Consider the following 20,147-nt stretch of genomic DNA (forward strand, 5'->3'; position numbering starts at 1 on the left):
CGCAAAGCTGAAGAAATTCATGGATGGAATTCAAAGCCTAGAACTCCATGTCCAGTGAAGAACCTCTGAACTACTGTTCCGCGTCTTGAAGATTCTTCTGAATACTCCGAGCCATATCGTCGATGGAGGTCTGCTCGCTTAACTGTCTAATTTCGGGCTGGTCTGCTACTTTCCCCAGGCCAGCCTGCTTTGCCAGTTGCCGATTCATTTCAAGCACAGCAGTAATCTCCTTCTCAGCCAGTAGAAGGACCTGCAACATCAGATGGTCGCGTTCATCCGACCTCCTCCCTAAACGAGATTGCCGAATAAGTATGAAACTTGCCAGAAGGATCGCTTCAAGAGCAACAATCGTACTGAGAAGAGAGTACGGTGCAGGATCGAAGTGGTGAGTCTGGGTTATCCGAAGGCTGTTTATCGCGATCCACGCAGCAAAAATCATCAGGTGAATACCGATGAATGCAAGGCTTCCGGCAAAACCGGCGATGTCATCGCTTAATTTTTCAGCTTTAGTTCTCCGCGACTGAAAGTCCTGTTCGTGTCTTGCAATCAGATCGACGTGTTCCTGAACATGGTTTTGAGACATCGCAATTTCCCTCTGCATAAGTTAGCGGCTGAGCGCCTCCTTCCTGGAGAGGCCTGTTCACATTCGATGCACTCTACTCAGTACGAATCAACATGAAGTGAAGAAACATGGAGGCAATAAATGCAGGGTGAATCCACCATCGCTCGGCGCGACTTTCTGACGACTGCACTCACGGCGGCCAGTTCCGCACTAACAATCGGATTGAGCCACACTGACGCCCATGGCCAGGAACCAACTCATCAGTCGTACACAACGACCAAGTCTCCTCTCTCCTTTGACAATCTCTACGACACATCTGTCCTGGCAACAACATTGAAAGGCGAGGCAGCGGATCGGCTCGCTCTTCGCAGGTTGGTAGACGCTTGGGCGCACTGTGCCGACCGCAGGCTGGCTGAAGCTCAGTCGAATCTCTTCGTCCCGAATGGAACAATCTTCAACTACGAAGGAGATCCCAACACGCATCAGCCGCATTCAACCATCAAGGGTCGTGCCGCAATCCGATCCGCCTTGGCAGTGCTCAACACATTCACGGTCACACTACACATGAATGGGCAAAGCGACGCGATCATCGCAGGCGATCATGCAATCGGTGAGACGTACTGCGTCGTTCATCAATTCTCGGAGCAGAACGGTCAGCGCAAGTGCCAGACACTGGGAATCCGTTACTACGATACGTTCCTCCGTCAGGAGAGCCGTTGGTACTTCGCAGAGAGGAAGCTTGTCATCGACTGGTCCGACTCTCGAATCTCCGTCCCATAAATGCTCTGCATGCCCCTTCCGTGATTCCATATCGTTAGCAAAAAATCGGAACGATGAGCCCGACCGGAGCTAAACTTAACTCATGGCCTCTCCTGATAAGTCCCTCGATCCCAGGCAACGCCTCGCGGTAGCTCTGGACTATCCGGACGCAGAAGCTGCCCTCAGGCTTGTCGATAGCCTCGACAACACCTGCCAATGGTTCAAAGTCGGCATGGAGCTCTACTACTCCGCCGGCAACCACTTCGTGCATCTCCTTCGCAATCGTGGCTTCGACGTCTTCCTCGACCTCAAGCTCCACGACATCCCCAACACCGTCGCCGGTGCCGTCCGCTCCGTCACGCAATCAGGAGCGAGCCTTCTCACCATCCACGCCAGCGGCGGCGCGGCCATGATGACCGCAGCAGCAGAAGCCGCCAAGTCTCCCGGCTCCCCTCGCCTCCTCGCCGTCACCGTTCTCACCAGCATGGACGCCAGCGAACTAACCGGCATCGGCATCACCGCCTCCCCTGCCGATCAGGTCCTCCGCCTCGCAAAACTCGCGAAACAATCCGGCATCGACGGCATGGTCTGCTCCGCCGAAGAGGTCGCCGCCGTCCGCGCCGCCACCGGCCCCGAGACCCTCCTCGTCATCCCCGGAATTCGCCCCGCAGGCAGTGCTATCGGAGACCAAAAGCGCATCGCCACCCCCGCCGACGCCATCGCAAGCGGAGCCTCCATGCTGGTTGTCGGACGCCCCATCACCCGCGCCGCAGATCCCGCAGCCGCCACCCAGGCCATCCTCACCGAGATCGAAGAACAGCTCGCCTGCGGCTCAAAAAAATAGTTGGAAATCGTGGCGTATTTTTCGCGCAGAAAAAACGTGGTGCCTGAGCACCACGTTCACCACACATAACACCACAAACTCACCACAAAAACACCACGTTCTGCACCACGGTTTTCGCAAAAACCCCTGCAAAAACGCACTTTCACCACCCCGGAAAAAATCCGCAATCAAGGCCGAAAAATCTAGTACCGGTTCACCAGATCCGAGCCAACCATCATGTCCGAATCACTCAACCGGAGCGCCAGCGACTTCGCCGAACCGCCCCCACGCTGAAACTCACTCAACTCCAGCTCCGTCACCTCAAACCCGCGCTCCGCAAGCCTCTGAGCAAGATTCGTTTCAACAACTCCCATCAAAATATCCTGCCCGACATTGATGACATTGCAGCCAAATTGGGTAGCGTCTAACTCACTCAAAGCAATCCGCTTATCCGACTCATAGGCCGCTTCGATCTTCTCCAGAGAAGCCGCATCGAACGCCCCCGGGAAGTACATCAAATACCCTCCACTCAGCGGCGCAAAGCAAAGATCCAGATGATAAAACCGCGGATCCACAAGGTGCAACGAAGTCACCGGCGTATGCCATGCATCGGCCACATGCCGATGGCTATGCCTGCACGTCCTGACCCCATGCCCAGCCCACAGATGGCCACCATTCGCGTCAAACAGCGCATCCCCTTCACCCTCAAACGAAGTCTCCCGCGGCGTCTCCCACAGCAGAAAACCCGCGTCCTGCAACCACTTTCGCAGATGCTTCTCCTCCGTCTGCCGCTGCGGATGAGCAAAGCTCGAAACCGCCGCCAACCCATGCTGCACCACCGCCGCATGTGCCACAAACACCATATCCGGCGAGCCTTCACGCGCATGAAGCAGACGAACATCCGCAACCCGCTGCAACTGCCGATACAGGTTCTTCCACTGCATAAACGCAGCATCCCGCGACGGTTGGTGAAGATTCCCCGCCATCCAGGGGTTGATGACGTAGTTCACGTCATAGAACTCCGGCGGACACATTAGATATGTGGGGCGATTGAAGTGCGGGAGCGAAGCAAAGCTGAAAGGGGAGGTCGATGCAGAAGCCGTGGTTATCATAAAAACTAAGTTCCTACTTTCCAGCGTAGAGTCTGCCCCTCCCGAACAACGATCGTCAAGTCTTAGTCTGTAAATTATCTGTACAACTTTGGTGCATAATTCGTAACAGAACCCGGATCGTTTCATCCCGCCTGAAACACACGCACATACACGATAAAGAGCCCACAAGGGGCTCTTTATCCTGCATATCCGAACTGAATTAGCTTAGAGCTTCTCGTGAAAATCGCACGCCGAGCAGGAGATGTACACGCCGCCAGGAACATTGCGCTCACGGTCCTTAACGCGCTTGACGATGCGGGTTGGTTTGGAGCACTTCGGGCAATCGGTGCTCTTGTTAGTATCCATGACCTTCTTACGGTCGCCAGTCTTGGCAATCTTCGACATAATCCTTGATCTCCCTCATGCAAAACGTTGTTACGAATCTCGTTACAAATATCTCGGCCCGCGCAGCTGGCGTTTTCATACGCTACCGCCCTCGCGGGCAAGCAGAATAGAAACATCCGTAACTTCTCGTATTGATCTTCCGGGACGGGCCGCGGCGGGAATCGGAGGAGAAGAACTGCGATCGAGGCTCTCTACAAGTCTACACGACTGTGCTCTACAGTGGGTGCATCTGAGCGAGGTTGCTCGGAGGCGGCTGCCCAGTGGAAGTCGGTGTAGGTGTTCCGCTCTTCGTATCGGTCGGGAACTGGACCTTATCGTTTCTTGCACCCGCAGCAGACGCTGCTTCTCCCGGTTTGAGCAACGTAGGCGGCGAACTGCCCTTTTCCGTTCCATCCGGTGCCTTGTCGCCCATGGCAACCTCACGGGTAGGCTCCGGTGTGTTGTAACCGCCCATCTCGTCCTTGTCATGAATCTCGATAGGCTTTCCCAACGCGGCAATCTCGACAATTACTACTCGATCCCCGCTAAACCGCACAAAACGGATGGTTTGTGGAACATGGCCATAAATCCACTCCTCGTAACGCCCTCCGTTCGGATCCCCGCTCGGTTGATCCCTCAGCTTGTTCTCCGGAGCGCCCAGCGCAGCCAGCACCATCCTATGGTTCATTCCGACCAGAACGTCATGCGCCGCAATCGCCTCCTTCAGTATCGGAGGAAGCGTATCAGCATAAGCCTGTTCGCCAGTCTTCACCCCAAAGTCGATCACCGGCTCCAGCAGCGCCTTCACCTCGGGCGCAGAGATCTCCGGCACATGACCTTCAAACAGAAGCGTAATGCGCGACCCACTCGCTCTATCGTCGGTCGTCTGAGCTACGGGGTTGTCATTGATCTGCACGTGACGCAGAAAACGATGCTTCAGATATGGTCCGCCGTTGAGATCCAGAATGATGCGATCCGGTTTGATCTCCATCGCAGTGATAATGACACGATCTCCTACAGCCGCGGCCTCACCCTTCTGGTAGATGATTTTTTTGTACTCGGCCGAGCCCGGTGTCAGCGGGCCATTCGCGCGAAGAACCACGTTCGGACTCACCGGCAACGCACGGTGCGCGAAGCCTTGCTCCGCCTCGAGATTTCGAACCAGTTCCCGACGTCCGCGCTCCGACAGAGGAGTGTCTGCAAGTGGAACATGAGTCGGAGAAAAATCTGTAGCGATATCCGCCGTTGCACTTTTTTCGCCGACCACAAAGACCTGGGCATGAACCGCCGTAAAGGATATGGCCAGCAGGCCCGAAAGCAACGCCGATCTGTAAAGTGTCAGTGCCATGGAAGCACCTCAGATACACACCAGCTTGCGCCTTCTCTTCCCTTTTTTCAAGTGGTTATAGATGAAGCTTTGCAAGTGGCTATAACAAAAATTCGACGATGCCAAAAAACGGCCAGAGATCTGCGCCGGCCCAGAGCGATGTGCGGGAAGTTTCCAGTAACTAAAGTTTTGGCTCCTCGCCCACCGACCGGCTTTGGGGAGTTACCGGCAGTATCTGCACCAGCGAGTTTGCCGACGCGGGCTTCGCCTGCTGCTCCATCGCCACATGGGCTGCCGGAGGCTGCACCTCGGTCGCGTAGCCCCCAGCAACGATCGGTTTATACGTGTAGTCCCACGCATAATCGCTCGTGATGCGCACCAGAACAGCAACTCCAATGAGCAGGACAACTGCTGTAAACACAGCCCCTTCCGGCCCATAGTCCCCCCCAGTCAACCAGAGACGCCCAAACGTGCGAGTCTGCACCACCGACGCAAACTTACTGATTCCGCTCACAGGAAGCCCAAACAGAATTCCTGTGCAGGCGTTCCATGCAAAGTGCAGCCCCCACCCCATCCACAATCCGTGCGTACGCAACCATGCCACCGAAAGGAGCAGACCCGCCAGCATCGTCACCAGCACACTGGTCCAAGTAGCTCCCGAGTTGAACATGTGTCCAAGCCCGAAAAACAGCGAAATCACAATCGTCGCCGCAACCGGACCAACAGCCTCAATTAGGCGGCGAAACGGATAACCTCGGAACGCAACCTCTTCAGCAAGAGCCGCCACCGCCACCGTGACCAAATTCAAAAGCAGAAGCCACACCGCCCGCGGCTGCGTCCACAGATGAACGTACAACGTGCCACCCAATGCCATGGGAAGAACCGCCAACACGGCCATGCCCCAGCCAACTGCCACACCAAGCGTCCACTCCCGCCGCGCTGTCGCTCGCTTCGGAAGACCCAGAACCTCCCTAAGAGAAGAGTGCCGCTTCGCAATCGACTGCAGGATAGAAAACCCTACCGCCAGCAAAAAGAGAAGAAACAGTGCGGCGAGCAACGGCCGCGCTGCGTCGAGCCCAAATCGTTCCGACAGCCCACGAGCAGCCCGTCCAGCCAAAACATCCGAGGCCAGCACCCACGCCACAGATGTTACGAAGAGCGCCACTTGCAAGGTGCGCTCAGAGCGGCCTGAGTATGTCGTATTGAACGCCTGCAACGGTACCTGCTCCAGAGTTTGTTCGAATACCGCTAAGCGGTAGTGTAAAACTGCGCGATGTTGCGAAACTTGTTGTAACGCTGCTCCAGCAAATCCCCAATAGACAGTCCCCGAAGATTGCCAAGGTGGTATTGCAGTCTTTCATCAACCAGAACCATTGCACCGACAGGATCGTTCTGCGTGCCGCCCTTTGGCTCCGGCAGCACCTCGTCGACACAGCCAAGTAGCTTCACATCTCCGGCCGTGTACTTCAGAGCCGCAGCAGCCTGCTGTTTCTTGCTGGCGTCCTTCCACATAATCGACGCGCATCCCTCCGGAGAGATCACCGAATAGATCGCATTTTCGAGCATCAACACACGGTCAGCAACAGCCAGCGCCAGTGCGCCTCCCGAGCCACCCTCGCCCGTAATCGTCGCGATTGTAGGCACACGCAGACGCGACATCTCAAGCAGATTTCTTGCGATCGCCTCGCCTTGTCCCCGCTCTTCTGCTCCGATGCCAGGGTTCGCACCCGCAAGATCGAGGAACGTAAAAACCGGACGGCCAAACTTCTCTGCGATCTTCATCGCCCGCAGAGCCTTGCGATATCCCTCTGGATCAGGGCTGCCAAACTTGCGTGCCACCCTCTCTTTGAGCGTGCGGCCCTTCAGGTTGCCGACCACCAAAACAGGTTCGCCATGGAACAACGCCATTCCACAACTCATCGCCGCGTCGTCGCCAAAGGCACGGTCACCATGAATCTCGCTGAAATCCGTAAATAATGCTTCGATGAAGTCCATCGGGTAGGGGCGCTGTGGATGCCGCGCAAGCTCCGTCTTCGTCCACGCTTCGGGAGTTGGTGCGGCCACTGCCTGAGCGTGCGCTGATCTGCCTGTTTCGTGTTCTGCCATGGTATATGGATACTTCTTTATTCTCTATCGATTGTATGCGATGAACGATGCAACCGCAGGCCTGGACCTTCGTAATAACGATGAACCTGCCGTTCAGCGCACAGCATCAAAACGTCGAATCGTACAGTCTGCTCTACGGTCCGTAAGAAAATGAGCCAATTGAGAGGTAGTTCACAAGGTGCTTCTAAAGATCTGCGAAGTTGGAAATCCCGTCCTTCGAAGAGTAGCGCGGCCACTAACACCAGATGAGATCGTCACGAATCAGATACAGAGCCTGATTGAACTTATGCGGGACACCATGCGCGATGCGCCAGGAGTTGGCCTCGCTGCTCCCCAAATCGGTGAATCACTGCAGATAGCGGTCATCGAAGACAAAGTTGAGTACCACAAAGGACTGACCGAGGCACAGCTGGTGGAGCGAGAACGAAAGCCGATTGACTACCATGTCATCATCAATCCGAAGATCGAGTTTCTCTCCTCACCGGTAGCTCTGTTCTTCGAAGGTTGTCTCAGCATCCCACGACTCATGGCCGAGGTTCCAAGGCCGTTATCTGTTCGAGTGACCTGCCTCAATGAACGGGCCGAACCGCAGACAATCAACGCACTCGGATGGTATGCACGCATCCTTCAGCACGAGATCGATCACTTGAACGGCAGGCTTTATACCGATCTCATGCAACCCGACACTCTCACAACAATCGAAAACTACCAACGTCGTCTGATAAATGCGCCTTCGACTGCACCTGAGAAAAAAGCGAACGAGTAGACAATCTGGGCCTGAACGAAAGGTTCACCCCTAACCATGGCAGGTGAAAACTTTCGCAGGCATCAATCCATGATCCGAACTCCTCCGCGCCCCACCAACTCCTCCACTTGATCGATAAATAGCCGGTCTGCCGCAACCAAACAGTTGTGCGGCTCAAGCACCGCGCAAAACTCTCCCGGCTCCTCCAGATCCAGGAGCAGCTTACCCTTCCCCGGCGCTGCAATCAGCAATGCGTGCAGCTTTTCGAGCAGCGCCGAATCTGGATTGTGCAATGGAACCTTGATCCGCAGCGAATCCGGCAGCTTGATCTTCACATCCTCAAGCGCCTGAATGCTCGAAATGGCAAGCTTCGGTGCAGAGTCCTCTTCCCCGCGCAGCACACCCCGCACCACGACCGGAACATCAATCTTCAGCTTCTCCGCCAGCTTCTCATACGACTGCGGAAACGCAATCAGCTCGATCTTGCCCACCGTATCTTCGAGCGAAGCCTGCGCATACATCTCCCCGGAGCGTTTCGACTTCGCCACCTTCAGCCCCGTGATGACTCCGGCGATTGAGATCTCATTCTGCGGCTCTTCGTTGCGTCCACGTCGAAAGACCTGAGGCTCCGGCTTCATCTCGCAAGCTGTCGCAGTGTCAACGACCTTCATATTCCGCAGCTTCTCGCGATACTTATCCATCGGATGCCCGGACACGAAGAAGCCAAGCACCTCCTTCTCATTCTGCAAACGAGTATGTTCGTCCCACTCCGCAACACTGGGCAGCACGTCTTCGCGATTATTCGCAGAAGTAGATGAGATGTCCGAGTCGAAGATGCCGAACAATCCGTGCTGCCCCGCAGCCTCATCACGCTGAGACTTCTGCGCCCGCTCCATAGCCTTATCCAAAGCTGCACTCAGCTGTGCGCGCCCACCCAGCGCATCCATCGCCCCAGCCTTGATCAGCGACTCCAGCACCCGCTTATTCAGCAGCCGCAGATCAACCTTCTCGCAGAACTCCCACAGACTCGAGAACCCGGTCTTCCCTGCCGCCTGCAACGCCGTACGAGCAACGATGATCGACTCAATCGCATTGTGTCCAACGTTCTTGATCGCCGCCAAGCCAAACCCGATGGCCCCATTGATCGGTGTAAAGTTCGCATCCGACACCTGCACATTCGGTGGCACCACAGAGATATTCATCTCGCGGCACTCCGAGATGTACTTCACAACATTCTCAGGCTTCGAAGTTTCGCTCGTCAGCAGCGCCGCCATAAACTCCACTGGATAGTGGGTCTTCAGCCACGCCGTGTGGTATGCCAACAGCGCATAAGCAGCCGAGTGCGACTTGTTGAAGCCATACTCAGCAAACTTCGCCATAAGGTCGAAGATGTTTCCGGCGATCGCTTTTGGATGTTTATTGTCGGAAGCCCCCTCCATGAATTTGATCTTTTGCTTGGCCATCTCGGCGGCATCTTTTTTACCCATCGCGCGGCGCAGCATGTCGGCCTGACTGAGCGAGAAGCCCGCGAGCCGGTTCGAAATCTGCATCACTTGCTCCTGATAGAGCATTACCCCGAGCGTCTCTTTCAGAATCGGCTCCAGTTCGGGAAGCTCATACTCCACCGCACGCCGTCCCCACTTACGCTCAATAAATTCATCGACCATGCCGCCCTGAATCGGCCCCGGACGATACAGGGCATTCAAAGCCGTAAGGTCCTCCACCGTATTCGGCTTGTATCTCCGCAACACATCGCGCATTCCACCTGACTCGAACTGAAACACACCTGACGTCAGCGCCCGGTGAAACACCTGCTCATATGTCTTCTCATCGTCCAGCGGCACCTTCGCCATATCGATCACTTCGCCGGTCGTCTGCTTGATCAACTTCAACGCATCGTCTATCACCGTAAGCGTCGTCAGCCCGAGGAAGTCCATCTTGAGAAGCCCCATCTTCTCAACCGCCTTCATGTCGTACGCCGTAACGATGTCATCGTTCTTCGCACGCGTCACCGGCACCAACTCGGTTAGCGGCTTTGGAGCAATCACAACACCGGCAGCATGCACCCCAGCGCCACGCACCAAGCCCTCAAGCCGCAGCGCCGCATCAATCAGCTCCTTGATCTTCGGATCTTCATACGCCGTCGCAAGCGTCGGCGAGTCCTTCAACGCCTGATCGATCGTGATCCCAATCGTCGTCGGAATCATCTTCGCAATCCGATCGACCTCGCCATACGGCATATCGAGCGCACGTCCAACGTCCTTGATAGCCGCCTTGGCCGCCATCGTATTGAACGTGATGATCTGCGCCACCTGATCCCGCCCATACTTCCGAGTCACATACTCGATCACCTCGCCCCGGCGATTCATGCAGAAGTCGATATCGATATCCGGCATCGATATGCGTTCCGGATTCAGAAACCGTTCAAACAGCAACTCGTTCTGCAACGGATCAATATCCGTGATCTGCATCACGTAAGCCACCAGCGATCCTGCAGCCGACCCACGCCCCGGCCCCACTGGAATATGTTGCTCACGCGCATACCGGATAAAGTCCCAGGTAATCATGAAATAGCCCGGAAACTTCATCTGTTTGATGATGTTTAGTTCGCGATCCAGACGAGCATGATACTCCGGAATCGTCTTCTTCAGCAGCCCCCTCTCACGCAGATGCGCGACCGCAGTCTCCAGCCGCATCTCCAACCCCTTGCGGCACACCTGCTCGAAGTAGCTCTCCAGCGTCTCGCCCGCCGGAACCTCAAAGTCCGGAAACGGATTATCCACCTTCGTCATCTTCAGGTTACAGCGATCGATAAACTGCATCGTCCGCGTGCACACCTCAGGATTCTGCGAGAAGGTGCGAAGCATCTCCTCCGCGTTCTTGATGTAAAACTCCTGCGTATCGAACTTGAAGCGCTTCGGGTCGTTCATGCTGCCGGCCGTCTGTACGCACAGCAGAATCTCATGCGCCCGCGAATCATCCGCCTCAACATAGTGACTATCATTCGTCGCAATCAGCGGAATATTAAGCTCACGCTCCAACTTGAACAGCGCATCGCAGACACCTTTGTCTGGCTCCAACCCGTGATCCTGAATCTCGAGAAAGAAGTTGCCTTTCCCAAACATTTCCTCGAACCCACCGGCAACGCGCTTCGCCTCATCGAACTTCCCCGCCATCAGGTTCTGATTAACCTCACCGGCCAGACAGCCTGAAAACCCGATTAGCCCCTCCGTATGCTTCGACAGAAACTCTTTGGAGACCCGCGGCTTACGATAAAACCCATGCAGCGAAGCCTCACTCGTCAGACGAACGAGGTTACGATAACCAGCTTCGTTCTCCGCCAGCACCAGAAAATGCTTATACCCACCGCTGAGATCGCGATGGTTCTCTGTCTCCGAAAGATAGAGTTCGCAGCCAAGAATCGGCTTCACGCCCTTTTTCTGCATCGCGTCAAAAAAGTGGACGGCCCCGTAGATATTGCCATGGTCGGTCATAGCCGCAGCTGTCTGGCCGATCTTGCTCAGGTGCCCGGCAAGTTTATCGACATCGCAAGCGCCGTCAAGAAGCGAATAGTCTGTATGAAGATGGAGGTGGGTAAACTCTGCTGCCATACCTCTAGTTTAGTTCCGTGCGAGCAGAGGAAAACGCGTCCCTAACTAGCCGCATCAAAGTTGATGACCACATGGCAGGGATCTTTTTTGTCGACGCAATAGGCCGCTGGTTCCGTCGCAGAAACCGCGACAAGAAGCTGCGCCTGGCCGCACAATGGCCGCTCACCTCCGCTGAAATCAACCACTGGCAGATCCTTCCCGCCGATCAGGAGCATTCCACCACCGGCACCCCTTACCAGATCGAGGCGGGCTTCCACTTCAAGATCAACGGAGAATACTTCGGCGGCTACCTCCGCAGTGTAGCACTCACCCACCACGAAGCTGAAACCAAGACCAACGGCAACCCCACCGTCAACATCCGCTATAACCCCTCAAACCCCAATCAAACCGCAGTCCTCGCCGAAGACGATCCCGGAAATCTCTCCTTCTGCATCGTCTCAGGCTAAGCAAAGCTTGCCTGAAGCACAGCCAGCCCACAAAGATCATCGCGGCAGATATGGGCTCGTCGGAAACCCCAGCACCCTCAGCCTCAAACAATACTCTGCCTCAACACAAAATCGGCTCACCCGCTGCACCGCCGAGTACTCCGGCGGCCACGGCGCAGCCCGAGTCCGCCACCGGAACGAGTAATGCTCCAGGATCAAAGCAGCACGCGGAAGATGGCTCGCCGAGCTGATCACCTCAGCGCTAGTCCAATGCTGCGCCTCCATAATTCGTTCACTGTAGTAGATATTCTGAATCGTATTCTGAGCCTCCCCTTCCACTACAACATCCTCGGCGGGCACTCCCTGCGCGACCGCAAGGTCCCTCATCACACGCGCCTCGACGAACTGATTATGAGCAGCCCCACCAGTCATGATCAGGTGGGAAGCAACACCTGCCTTGAACTCACGAACACCCTCCATCGTTCGCTCACGTTGCTCAGGAGAAGCCGTACCATCCGCATTCGCCGGATTGCCCAGAACAATCAGCGTGTCGAAGTGAGTCAGGTCCGTATTGCTCTTCGGTATGTCGCGATACAAAACAGCAGCGGCAACAATCGTGATCGCGAACAGTGCAAACAGAACAACGAGGAGCCTCTGAAATCCACGCATGCAAAGCCCCAGGTTAGCTGTTTCGAACAAGGTTGGTCGCGAGGTCAACGTAAAGATCAACCGCCTCCAGCAACTCGCGCTTTGCGAGCTTCTCCTGCGGCGTATGAGCGCACAAAATCGAGCCAGGCCCCAGCAAAAACGGCTCGCCCCAAGCCGTCAGCTTCGGAATATCCGTCGTAAACTTCGCAATCATTGTCGGCAGGTTCCCAACCTTCCGCATCCGCACAAACGGCAGATCGAGACTGAAATCAACATCAGCCCGATCCCCTACTGTCTCAGCGATTGCCGCCTTCGTCTCATCCGACGGGCCAACCAAGCGAACCAGAATATGCGCCTCCGCTCTATCTGCGATCACGTTGGGCGCTCGTCCACCTTCAATCAACCCAATGTTCAAAGTAGAAGGCCCAATCTCTGGTTCAACCGGCAGCGGCATCGCGAGCACATCATGCAACGCCTCAACCAGCTTGTCGATCGCGGACTCACCTAACTCCGGATAAGCCGAGTGCGCCATCCGCCCCTTCGCGCGAAGTTCAACTCGCAGCGCACCCTTTGAAGCCAGCGCCAACCGATTATCAGTAGGCTCTCCGTTGATCAAAAACTTCGAGCCCTTCGGCGAGCCGTTGGCAACCGCAGCTCCCGCAGAGTCTCGCTCCTCCCCAACAACAAAGAGCAGCCCCACCTTCACACCACTCTCGCGCAATCGATCCGCCGCAGCTACCTGCGCAGCAATAATCCCCTTCGCATCGCAAGTTCCCCGGCCATACAAAAACTCGTCGTCCTCGCTGCATCCAAAGAACGGCGGCACCGTATCCATATGCGTCGAAAGCACTACATCCGGAGTGATCCCAGCCATCGCCGCATATACATTGAACCGTTCGCCGGTGCCTGCTCCGGGCGTACTTGCACGATCAGGCTGTTCGACCGCCATCCGCTCAACGTCATAACGCTGCGATGCTAAATATTCGTGGAGAAAATGCCCGGCAGGCCCCTCGTGATACGTGGTGGATTCAATATTTACAAGCCGTTTCGTCAGTTCAACCGGGTCGATCGCCATAGCTTTCAGCATACGGCATCGCACATAAACAACTGATAAGCAGAACACCCGATAAACTGAAAATGACATGACACAAACTACCCCATCACAGATCCGATCCATCGACGATCTGCACGGCCCCGCCGGACGACTCGAGGCCCTCCTCAACACCGGCCGCGATGACGCCCCCTACGCTGCCCTCGTCTGCCATCCTCATCCCGCAGGCGGTGGCAGCATGCACAACAAGGTCGTCTATCACGCGATGAAGGCCTTCTCCTCCTTCGGCGTTCCTGTCCTCCGCTTCAACTTCCGCGGTGTTGGTTTGAGCGAAGGCACTCACGACGACGGCCACGGCGAGCAGGACGACGTTCGCGCCGCACTCAACTGGCTGGAGCAAAACCTAAGCCGCCCAATCCTCTTCGCTGGTTTCTCGTTCGGCTCGAACGTCGGCCTGCGCGCCTGCTGCGGCGACGCCCGAGTCAAAGGCCTCATCGGCCTCGGCCTACCCGTTCGCGCAGAGGGCCGCGACTACACCTACAAGTTTTTGCCCGACTGTACCCAACCCAAACTCTTCATCAGCGGCGACCACGACCAATACGGTCCGCGCGACATTCTCGAAGGCGTCTTCGAACGTGCACCCGAGCCAAAACGTCTCGTTTGGATCAACGGTGCTGATCACTTTTTCCAAGGAACGACTGACTCGCCCAAACCAAAGCTGGACCTCATGCAGAACGAGATTCGCTCATGGTTGCGAAACGAATTCAGCTTAGGTTGAGCTAGGCTACGCTGCGTACATCTCTCGACACGCCGGTCTCAGCAGACCTAACTGGAAAAGCCATCCCGTCCCTGTCGCCCTCCTGAGAGAACTTCGCGAACGGCATAGGATTCAGCAGCCACTCTCGCATCGCCTGGTTGCATATCTCCGGCATCTCTTCGAAGGCGATGTGACCGACACCCGGAAGCACCATCAACCGCGACTGAGGCAGCAGTTTTTGCAACTCATGTCCTGACGGCAGCCCGACGGCACGATCCCGATCCCCCCAGATCAGCAGGATCGGCTTCGCTGCAAGTCCCGCAAGCGCAGAACGCAACAGCCCCATATCGACAAACCAGCGCTGAACGATCTGCAGCACATGATCCATCGTGCCAGGAATGTGCAGACCCTCGATATACCCCTCCAGCGCGCCCACAGAGACACGCGACGGGTCGCCATACATCCGGCTTAGCGCCGTCGCCTTCAGCATCCGCGGAAGAGAAGGAATCTGCCGCGCGAACCACATGCCGAACCCTGTCTGATAAAACCTAATCAGTTGATGGCCAAGATCGCAGAACGGATTTGCCGGCGCAAACAGAATCAGACGGCGCACGCGGTCAGGGTGCCGCGAAGCAAACATCATCGCTACTGCACCGCCGTGAGAGTGAGCCGCGAAATCCGCCTGCTCGAGGCCCAAAGCGTCCATGCACGCGGCCAAACGGTCGGCAGTCGCCTCAAGTCCGGCATCAAGCCCAGGCACCCTCTCCGACTCCCCCATATTGAAAAGATCGACGGCATACACCGTCGAATCTTGCGCAAGAAAGTTAATGTTCTGTCGCCAGTTCTTCGCCGATCCCACCAAACCATGCAGCAATATCAGAGGCCGACCCACCCCCGCACGATGGTAGTGGACCTTCACCCCGTCCACCACTACAAAAGCCTCTTCAATAGGACTACTATCGTGTGCTGTCAATGTTCCTGTGTCCTTTTCGATCAATTACGGCCTCGTAAATTGCAACAAGGCATACAGTCTGCTTTGCAGCTTTGAATTGCTCGCAAATTAATATTACAGGACCATAAATAAATCTCGACCGATAGTCACAAAAAATCTACAGATAGTCACAGAAGCTCAAGTATCAATAGCCAAACGTACCACTCTCCTCTTACCGTGAACTGTAGGATTCTCCTATGCGTACCACTATCACATCTCGACTATTACGGAATGAGTTATGATTTTCTGTAGGCATGCCCTATAAATGCCTCGTAAATAGGGCACAGTGGCCACAATCGTTTGGTCATTCATGTGCTTGTGATTGTTCGTAACCTGTACCTTTCGATGAAGGACGCCGCCCAAACCCGCATCTTGGCTATCGTACTCGCTGTGGCGACAGTCGCAGCCTGCGTCCTTGCGGCCATGAACTTCGACCGCGAGAGCGGCTTCGACGTCCCGACCGACGGCATCTGGTGGGTCGAAGCCTCCGGCGGCCTCCGTGCGGAGCGCGTCCCGGCAGCCTCCCCCGGCCACAGAGCCGGCATCCGAACCGGCGACATCCTCGTCAGCATCGACGACCAGCCCACCCCACGCGTCGCCCCACTGGTGCGCGAGATGTTCCGCAGCGGCATCTGGGCCCACTCCAACTACTCGATCCTTCGCCCAGTCCCCCAATCGATAGACCTCAACGGTGCCAGCAAGCTCGACATTCAGGTCATTCTCGAACCGAAAGACCGCTCCATCAACCTGGGCCTCCGATTCATCGCCCTCGTCTACCTCTGCATCGGCATCTACGTCCTCTTCCGACGCTGGACGGCCCCGAAATCCATTCATTTTTACGTCTTCTGCCTGGCCTCCTTCGTCCTCTACAGCTTCCGCTCGACCGGCGAACCCGGCACTCTCGACCAATTCATCCTCTGGGGTAACTTAGCCGCGCAGGCGATTCAACCGGCTCTCTTCCTGCACTTCGCCGTCAGCTTCTCCGATAACTTCGCCTCCGACGAGCGCAACCGCTTCGGCCGCCGCCTCCTCTGTTGCCTGCTCTACCTTCCCGGAGCCTTCCTCATCGGCCTCCAGTTCACGGCCATCCGCTACTGGTCAGCAACTGAGATTCTCCAGCACCGCATCGACCAGATCGCCCTCGGCTATCTCGCTCTCTTCTACGTCATCGCTGCCATCGTCTTCCGCTTCCGCTACCGCTGGGCCGAGTCCGCCCTCGAGCGCCAGCAGCTCAAGTGGCTCACCCGCGGCACTCTCATCGCGGTTACGCCCTTCACGCTGCTCTACGTCATTCCCTACCTCGCAGACTGGTCCATCAACAGTCAGGTAGCAAAGTTAGCCGGACTCTCTCTCGTCGTCCTTCCCCTCACCTTCAGCTGGGCCATCGTCCGCTACCGGCTCATGGATGTCGACCTCATCTTCAAGCGCGGCGTCACCTACACCCTGGCGACCGCCTCACTCGTCGGCGTTTACTTTGGCATCGTCGCATTGACCGGTGAGATCGTGCATACCCGGCTCTCCAGCCTCGGCATCTGGGGACTACTCGCCGCTATCATCATTGCTGGCATCGTCTTCGACCCGCTCAAACGCACCATTCAGGCTCGCGTCGATCGCGTCTTCGATCAAAAGCGCTTCGACTACCGTGAGACCCTCGTCGAGTTCGGCCGCGGTATCAACTCCCAAACCGACCTGCGCGCCCTGCTCGACTCCATCGTCGAACGTCTTCCCCAGACCCTCCTCGTCACTCGCGTCGCCGTCTTTCTCGCCTCCGAGAGCGAAGGCAGCTTCACGCCGCGACACTTCGACCTCGCGGCCTCTCACGGCCTCACCAACCTGCAGGCCGCGGACCTACGCAGCCTCGACGTCCGTTTCCTAGACTTCGACCGCCCCGGCGCCCACAACCACATCTTCCTCGAGAACCCGCAACAGGTTCTCCGCCTTCCCGAAGCCCAACGCCACAGCGCCGGCCGCCTCGATTTGAACTACTACCTGCCCTGCCGCGTCGCCAATCGCGAAGGTGGTGGCACTCGCACCGTCGCCGTCATTGGCCTCGGCCGCACCGACGATGGCGACTTCCTCTCCAGCGAAGACATGGAGCTGCTCGAATCCCTCGCCGGTTACATCGGCATTGCAATCCAAAACGCGCAGCTCTATCGCCGCCTCGAACAGAAGATCACCGAGTTTGAGAGCCTCAAGGAGTTTCACGAGAACATCGTCGAGTCCATCAACATCGGTGTCTTCGCCGTCGACCTCGACGACCGCATCGAAAGCTGGAACACCCAGATGGAGGGCATGTACTCCAAGGGGCGCATCGAGGTCCTTCATCAACCGATCTCCGCTGTCCTGCCGCCAGACTTCGTCTCCCGCTTCAACAGCGTACGCGAAGAGCACGGCACCCACACCCTCTACAAGTTCCGTCTCGTGCTCCCAAACGGATCTGTGCGCATCGCCAACATCGCCATCGCACCGCTGGTCACACGAAACTTCGTCGCCGTCGGCCGCATCATCCTCGTCGACGACATCACCGACCGTATCCAGCTCGAGGCACAGCTCACCCAGGCAGAAAAGCTCTCCTCCATCGGCCTGCTCGCCGCAGGTGTCGCGCACGAGGTCAACACGCCGCTTGCCGTCATCTCCAGCTACACCCAGATGCTCACCAAGCATATGCGTGACGACGAACGTCTCGCTCCAGTCCTGGAAAAGATCACGCAGCAGACCTTCCGAGCCTCAGAGATCGTCAACGGCCTGCTCAACTTCTCGCGTACCAGTGGGACTGAGTTCACCAGCCTCAACCTGAACGAGCTGCTTCACGACACCGTCACCCTGTTGGAGCATCAGTTCAAGACCGCGCAGATCCGTGTCGAAACCAACTTCGAACCCCACCTGGCTCGCATCCACGGCAACCAGGGCAAGCTTCAACAGGTCATCCTCAACCTCATGCTCAACGCGAAGGATGCCATGTTCGGAACTGCCAACGCAACGCTTAAGATCGCAACCTTCAACGGCGCCGGCCGTGTCATCGTCCGCATTCAGGACTCCGGAAACGGCATCGAAAAAGAGCATCTCCACCGCATCTACGATCCCTTCTTCACCACCAAGAGCAAGCCACAGGAAGGCGAGCACAAGGGCACTGGTCTCGGCCTCGCCGTCAGCTACGGCATCATGCAGGAGCACGCAGGAAAGATTCACGTCGAAAGCGAGATCGGTGTAGGTACCGCCTTCCAACTGGAGTTCCCTTCCTCCGGCACACGTCCTACCGCTATCGAGGCGACGAACGGCCACGCCCAGACGGCTGATAGGAAGGCAATACATGTCTGAAACAACTGAGCTCGCCGCCGAGACTCTCCATCTTCAACGCACCGCCCGCATCGTCGGAGATCCTCGCATCCTCATCATCGATGACGAAGACGCCATTCGCGAGTCGCTCGACACGCTCCTCACATTGGAAGGCTTCACCGTCAGCGCAGCGGTAGACGGGCCTTCCGGTCTTGAACTCCTGGCAAAAAACGAATACGATCTGCTCCTCCTCGACCTCGCTCTCCCCGGTGAGAGCGGCCTCGACCTTCTACCTCGCATTGTTGAGATGCAGCCCAACCTTCCCGTCATCATGATCACCGCCTACGGAACGGTCGGCAACGTCGTTGACGCCATCCGTGCCGGTGCAGAAAACTTTGTCCAGAAGCCCTGGGACAATGAGAAACTTCTCGCCGACATTCGTGCCGCCGTCGCGCGTCACCGCGCCGAAGAAGAGGTCGTTCAACTCAAGCGCACCCTTAAGCAGCGCTATAACTTTGAAAATATCGTCGGCAAGAGCGAGCCCATGCTGCGTCTGTTCGACCTCATCGCTCAGGTCGCCCCCAGCCGCTCGACCGTCCTCATCCAGGGCGAAAGCGGCACCGGCAAGGAACTCATCGCCAAGGCCATCCACGCCAACTCCCCGCGCAAGGATCGCCCCTTCGTGCCGGTCAACACCGGCGCCGTCCCATCGGAGCTCCTAGAATCGACCCTCTTCGGCCATGTTAAAGGTGCCTTCACCTCCGCAGTCACCGCAAAAAAAGGTCTCTTCGAGGTCGCCAATGGCGGCACTCTCTTCCTCGACGAGATCGGCACCATGGGCATGGATATGCAGGCCAAGATTCTGCGCGTCCTGCAGGACCGCCGCTTCATGCACCTCGGCGGCGTGCAGGAGATTCAGGTCGACGTCCGCATCATCGCCGCCACCAACGTGAATCTGCAGGCCGCAGTTCGCGAAGGCCGCTTCCGCGAAGACCTCTTCTACCGGCTCAACGTCATCTCGCTCGAACTGCCGCCGCTTCGCTCCCGTCGCGAAGACATCCCTCTTCTCGCCGCCCACTTCCTCAAGTTCTACGCCGACGAAAATGGCACAGAAAACCGTTCCCTCTCGCCCGAAGCCATGCGCATCATGATGGACTACGAGTGGCCCGGCAACGTCCGCGAGCTAGAGAACGCGATGGAGCGAGGCGTCGTTCTCTCAACCTCCCGCACCATCAGTCCAGACCTGCTCCCGGCCCAACTCACGGGCAGCACCTACTCAGCTAGCCTTCTCGATCATCAGCCCAACGCCTCGCTCTTCGACCTCATGGAAGAGATCGAACGCCGCATCATCTCAGACCGTCTGGAACGCTGCCACTGGAACCAGACCGAAGCCGCCGAGTACTTCAAAATTCCCCTCTCTACCCTGAACCAAAAGATCAAGCGTCTAAGCGTCGAAGTCAAAAAGCGAAATCGCGACTAACCCACAAAGTGGGTGCCGTTGCATGTTTTTTGTTGTCATCCCGCAGGGATCTGCTTTTGCAGTTGCCGTTGCATGTTTTTTGTTGTCATCCCGCAGGGATCTGCTTTTGCA

The 20,147-nt window shown here is 56.8% G+C and carries 17 protein-coding genes; 7 read left to right on the forward strand and 10 right to left on the reverse strand.

The genetic code is table 11. The annotated features are described in order from the left end of the window. Nucleotides 1-70: 70 nt before the first annotated feature. A complete protein-coding gene (locus tag RBB82_RS22005; RefSeq protein ID WP_433972869.1) occupies nt 71-583 on the reverse strand; it encodes a DUF1003 domain-containing protein in 513 nt (170 codons plus the stop codon). A gap of 120 nt (nt 584-703) precedes the next feature. Here RBB82_RS22005 and RBB82_RS22010 point away from each other — a divergent pair, with 120 nt between their 5' ends. Continuing rightward, nucleotides 704-1,342, forward strand: coding sequence for a nuclear transport factor 2 family protein (locus tag RBB82_RS22010; RefSeq protein ID WP_433972870.1), 639 nt, complete (start codon nt 704-706; stop codon nt 1,340-1,342). 82 nt (nt 1,343-1,424) lie between these two features. Continuing rightward, entirely contained in the window at nt 1,425-2,165 is a 741-nt protein-coding gene (gene pyrF / locus RBB82_RS22015) for an orotidine-5'-phosphate decarboxylase (protein ID WP_433972871.1), read from the forward strand. Nucleotides 2,166-2,347: 182 nt separating this feature from the next. Here pyrF and RBB82_RS22020 read toward each other — a convergent pair whose 3' ends face one another. The 5 genes from RBB82_RS22020 to RBB82_RS22040 all read right to left on the reverse strand — a co-directional run bounded on the left by RBB82_RS22020 (nt 2,348) and on the right by RBB82_RS22040 (nt 7,052). Next, a complete protein-coding gene (locus RBB82_RS22020) occupies nt 2,348-3,256 on the reverse strand; it encodes a dimethylarginine dimethylaminohydrolase family protein (protein ID WP_433972872.1) in 909 nt (302 codons plus the stop codon). 204 nt (nt 3,257-3,460) lie between these two features. Beyond that, nucleotides 3,461-3,640 (reverse strand): hypothetical protein, encoded by a 180-nt coding sequence (locus tag RBB82_RS22025; RefSeq protein WP_433972873.1) that lies wholly within the window; start codon nt 3,638-3,640, stop codon nt 3,461-3,463. A gap of 214 nt (nt 3,641-3,854) precedes the next feature. Further along, nucleotides 3,855-4,967, reverse strand: coding sequence for a hypothetical protein (locus RBB82_RS22030; RefSeq protein WP_433972874.1), 1,113 nt, complete (start codon nt 4,965-4,967; stop codon nt 3,855-3,857). Nucleotides 4,968-5,127: 160 nt separating this feature from the next. After that, nucleotides 5,128-6,162, reverse strand: a complete 1,035-nt coding sequence (locus RBB82_RS22035; protein WP_433972875.1) for a lysostaphin resistance A-like protein — start codon at nt 6,160-6,162, stop codon at nt 5,128-5,130. 32 nt (nt 6,163-6,194) lie between these two features. Then, a complete protein-coding gene (locus tag RBB82_RS22040; protein WP_433972876.1) occupies nt 6,195-7,052 on the reverse strand; it encodes an acetyl-CoA carboxylase carboxyltransferase subunit alpha in 858 nt (285 codons plus the stop codon). 178 nt (nt 7,053-7,230) lie between these two features. Between RBB82_RS22040 and def the strand changes: the two genes are divergently transcribed. Next, nucleotides 7,231-7,818, forward strand: coding sequence for a peptide deformylase (gene def, locus RBB82_RS22045; RefSeq protein ID WP_433972877.1), 588 nt, complete (start codon nt 7,231-7,233; stop codon nt 7,816-7,818). Between the two features lie 62 nt (nt 7,819-7,880). Here def and dnaE read toward each other — a convergent pair whose 3' ends face one another. Beyond that, nucleotides 7,881-11,408 (reverse strand): DNA polymerase III subunit alpha, encoded by a 3,528-nt coding sequence (gene dnaE, locus RBB82_RS22050; RefSeq protein WP_433972878.1) that lies wholly within the window; start codon nt 11,406-11,408, stop codon nt 7,881-7,883. A gap of 71 nt (nt 11,409-11,479) precedes the next feature. On the opposite strand from dnaE, the gene RBB82_RS22055 reads away from it, so the two are divergent. After that, nucleotides 11,480-11,854, forward strand: coding sequence for a hypothetical protein (locus RBB82_RS22055; RefSeq protein WP_433972879.1), 375 nt, complete (start codon nt 11,480-11,482; stop codon nt 11,852-11,854). Nucleotides 11,855-11,890: 36 nt separating this feature from the next. Here RBB82_RS22055 and RBB82_RS22060 read toward each other — a convergent pair whose 3' ends face one another. Continuing rightward, the gene (locus RBB82_RS22060) at nt 11,891-12,502 is read right to left on the reverse strand and encodes a YdcF family protein (RefSeq protein ID WP_433972880.1); all 612 of its coding nucleotides are present in this window, start codon (nt 12,500-12,502) and stop codon (nt 11,891-11,893) included. 13 nt (nt 12,503-12,515) lie between these two features. Next, a complete protein-coding gene (locus tag RBB82_RS22065; RefSeq protein ID WP_433975438.1) occupies nt 12,516-13,556 on the reverse strand; it encodes a M20/M25/M40 family metallo-hydrolase in 1,041 nt (346 codons plus the stop codon). 67 nt (nt 13,557-13,623) lie between these two features. Here RBB82_RS22065 and RBB82_RS22070 point away from each other — a divergent pair, with 67 nt between their 5' ends. Then, complete coding sequence (locus RBB82_RS22070) at nt 13,624-14,310, forward strand: alpha/beta hydrolase (protein ID WP_433972881.1); 687 nt, start codon at nt 13,624-13,626, stop codon at nt 14,308-14,310. A gap of 1 nt (nt 14,311) precedes the next feature. Here RBB82_RS22070 and RBB82_RS22075 read toward each other — a convergent pair whose 3' ends face one another. Further along, on the reverse strand, nt 14,312-15,286 hold the full coding sequence (locus RBB82_RS22075) for an alpha/beta fold hydrolase (protein WP_433972882.1): 975 nt from the start codon (nt 15,284-15,286) through the stop codon (nt 14,312-14,314). 339 nt (nt 15,287-15,625) lie between these two features. Here RBB82_RS22075 and RBB82_RS22080 point away from each other — a divergent pair, with 339 nt between their 5' ends. Together RBB82_RS22080 and RBB82_RS22085 are read left to right on the forward strand one after the other, a co-directional pair. Next, nucleotides 15,626-18,598: an ATP-binding protein gene (locus tag RBB82_RS22080; RefSeq protein ID WP_433975439.1), complete on the forward strand. Its 2,973-nt coding sequence runs from the start codon at nt 15,626-15,628 to the stop codon at nt 18,596-18,598. After that, a complete protein-coding gene (locus RBB82_RS22085; protein WP_433972883.1) occupies nt 18,591-20,036 on the forward strand; it encodes a sigma-54-dependent transcriptional regulator in 1,446 nt (481 codons plus the stop codon). Before RBB82_RS22080 ends, RBB82_RS22085 begins: the two co-directional genes overlap by 8 nt. Nucleotides 20,037-20,147: the final 111 nt, after the last annotated feature.

This window comes from Tunturiibacter lichenicola (assembly GCF_051013355.1).
GTDB classification, from domain to species: domain Bacteria; phylum Acidobacteriota; class Terriglobia; order Terriglobales; family Acidobacteriaceae; genus Edaphobacter; species Edaphobacter lichenicola_F.

Bases quoted from the DNA above. Each gene is read 5' to 3' on its own strand.
- RBB82_RS22005 (WP_433972869.1), bottom strand. From the start codon at position 583: ATGTCTCAAAACCATGTTCAGGAACACGTCGATCTGATTGCAAGACAC.
- RBB82_RS22010 (WP_433972870.1), top strand. From the start codon at position 704: ATGCAGGGTGAATCCACCATCGCTCGGCGCGACTTTCTGACGACTGCA.
- pyrF (WP_433972871.1), top strand. From the start codon at position 1,425: ATGGCCTCTCCTGATAAGTCCCTCGATCCCAGGCAACGCCTCGCGGTA.
- RBB82_RS22020 (WP_433972872.1), bottom strand. From the start codon at position 3,256: ATGATAACCACGGCTTCTGCATCGACCTCCCCTTTCAGCTTTGCTTCG.
- RBB82_RS22025 (WP_433972873.1), bottom strand. From the start codon at position 3,640: ATGTCGAAGATTGCCAAGACTGGCGACCGTAAGAAGGTCATGGATACT.
- RBB82_RS22030 (WP_433972874.1), bottom strand. From the start codon at position 4,967: ATGGCACTGACACTTTACAGATCGGCGTTGCTTTCGGGCCTGCTGGCC.
- RBB82_RS22040 (WP_433972876.1), bottom strand. From the start codon at position 7,052: ATGGCAGAACACGAAACAGGCAGATCAGCGCACGCTCAGGCAGTGGCC.
- dnaE (WP_433972878.1), bottom strand. From the start codon at position 11,408: ATGGCAGCAGAGTTTACCCACCTCCATCTTCATACAGACTATTCGCTT.
- RBB82_RS22055 (WP_433972879.1), top strand. From the start codon at position 11,480: ATGGCAGGGATCTTTTTTGTCGACGCAATAGGCCGCTGGTTCCGTCGC.
- RBB82_RS22060 (WP_433972880.1), bottom strand. From the start codon at position 12,502: ATGCGTGGATTTCAGAGGCTCCTCGTTGTTCTGTTTGCACTGTTCGCG.
- RBB82_RS22065 (WP_433975438.1), bottom strand. From the start codon at position 13,556: ATGGCGATCGACCCGGTTGAACTGACGAAACGGCTTGTAAATATTGAA.
- RBB82_RS22070 (WP_433972881.1), top strand. From the start codon at position 13,624: ATGACACAAACTACCCCATCACAGATCCGATCCATCGACGATCTGCAC.
- RBB82_RS22080 (WP_433975439.1), top strand. From the start codon at position 15,626: ATGAAGGACGCCGCCCAAACCCGCATCTTGGCTATCGTACTCGCTGTG.
- RBB82_RS22085 (WP_433972883.1), top strand. From the start codon at position 18,591: ATGTCTGAAACAACTGAGCTCGCCGCCGAGACTCTCCATCTTCAACGC.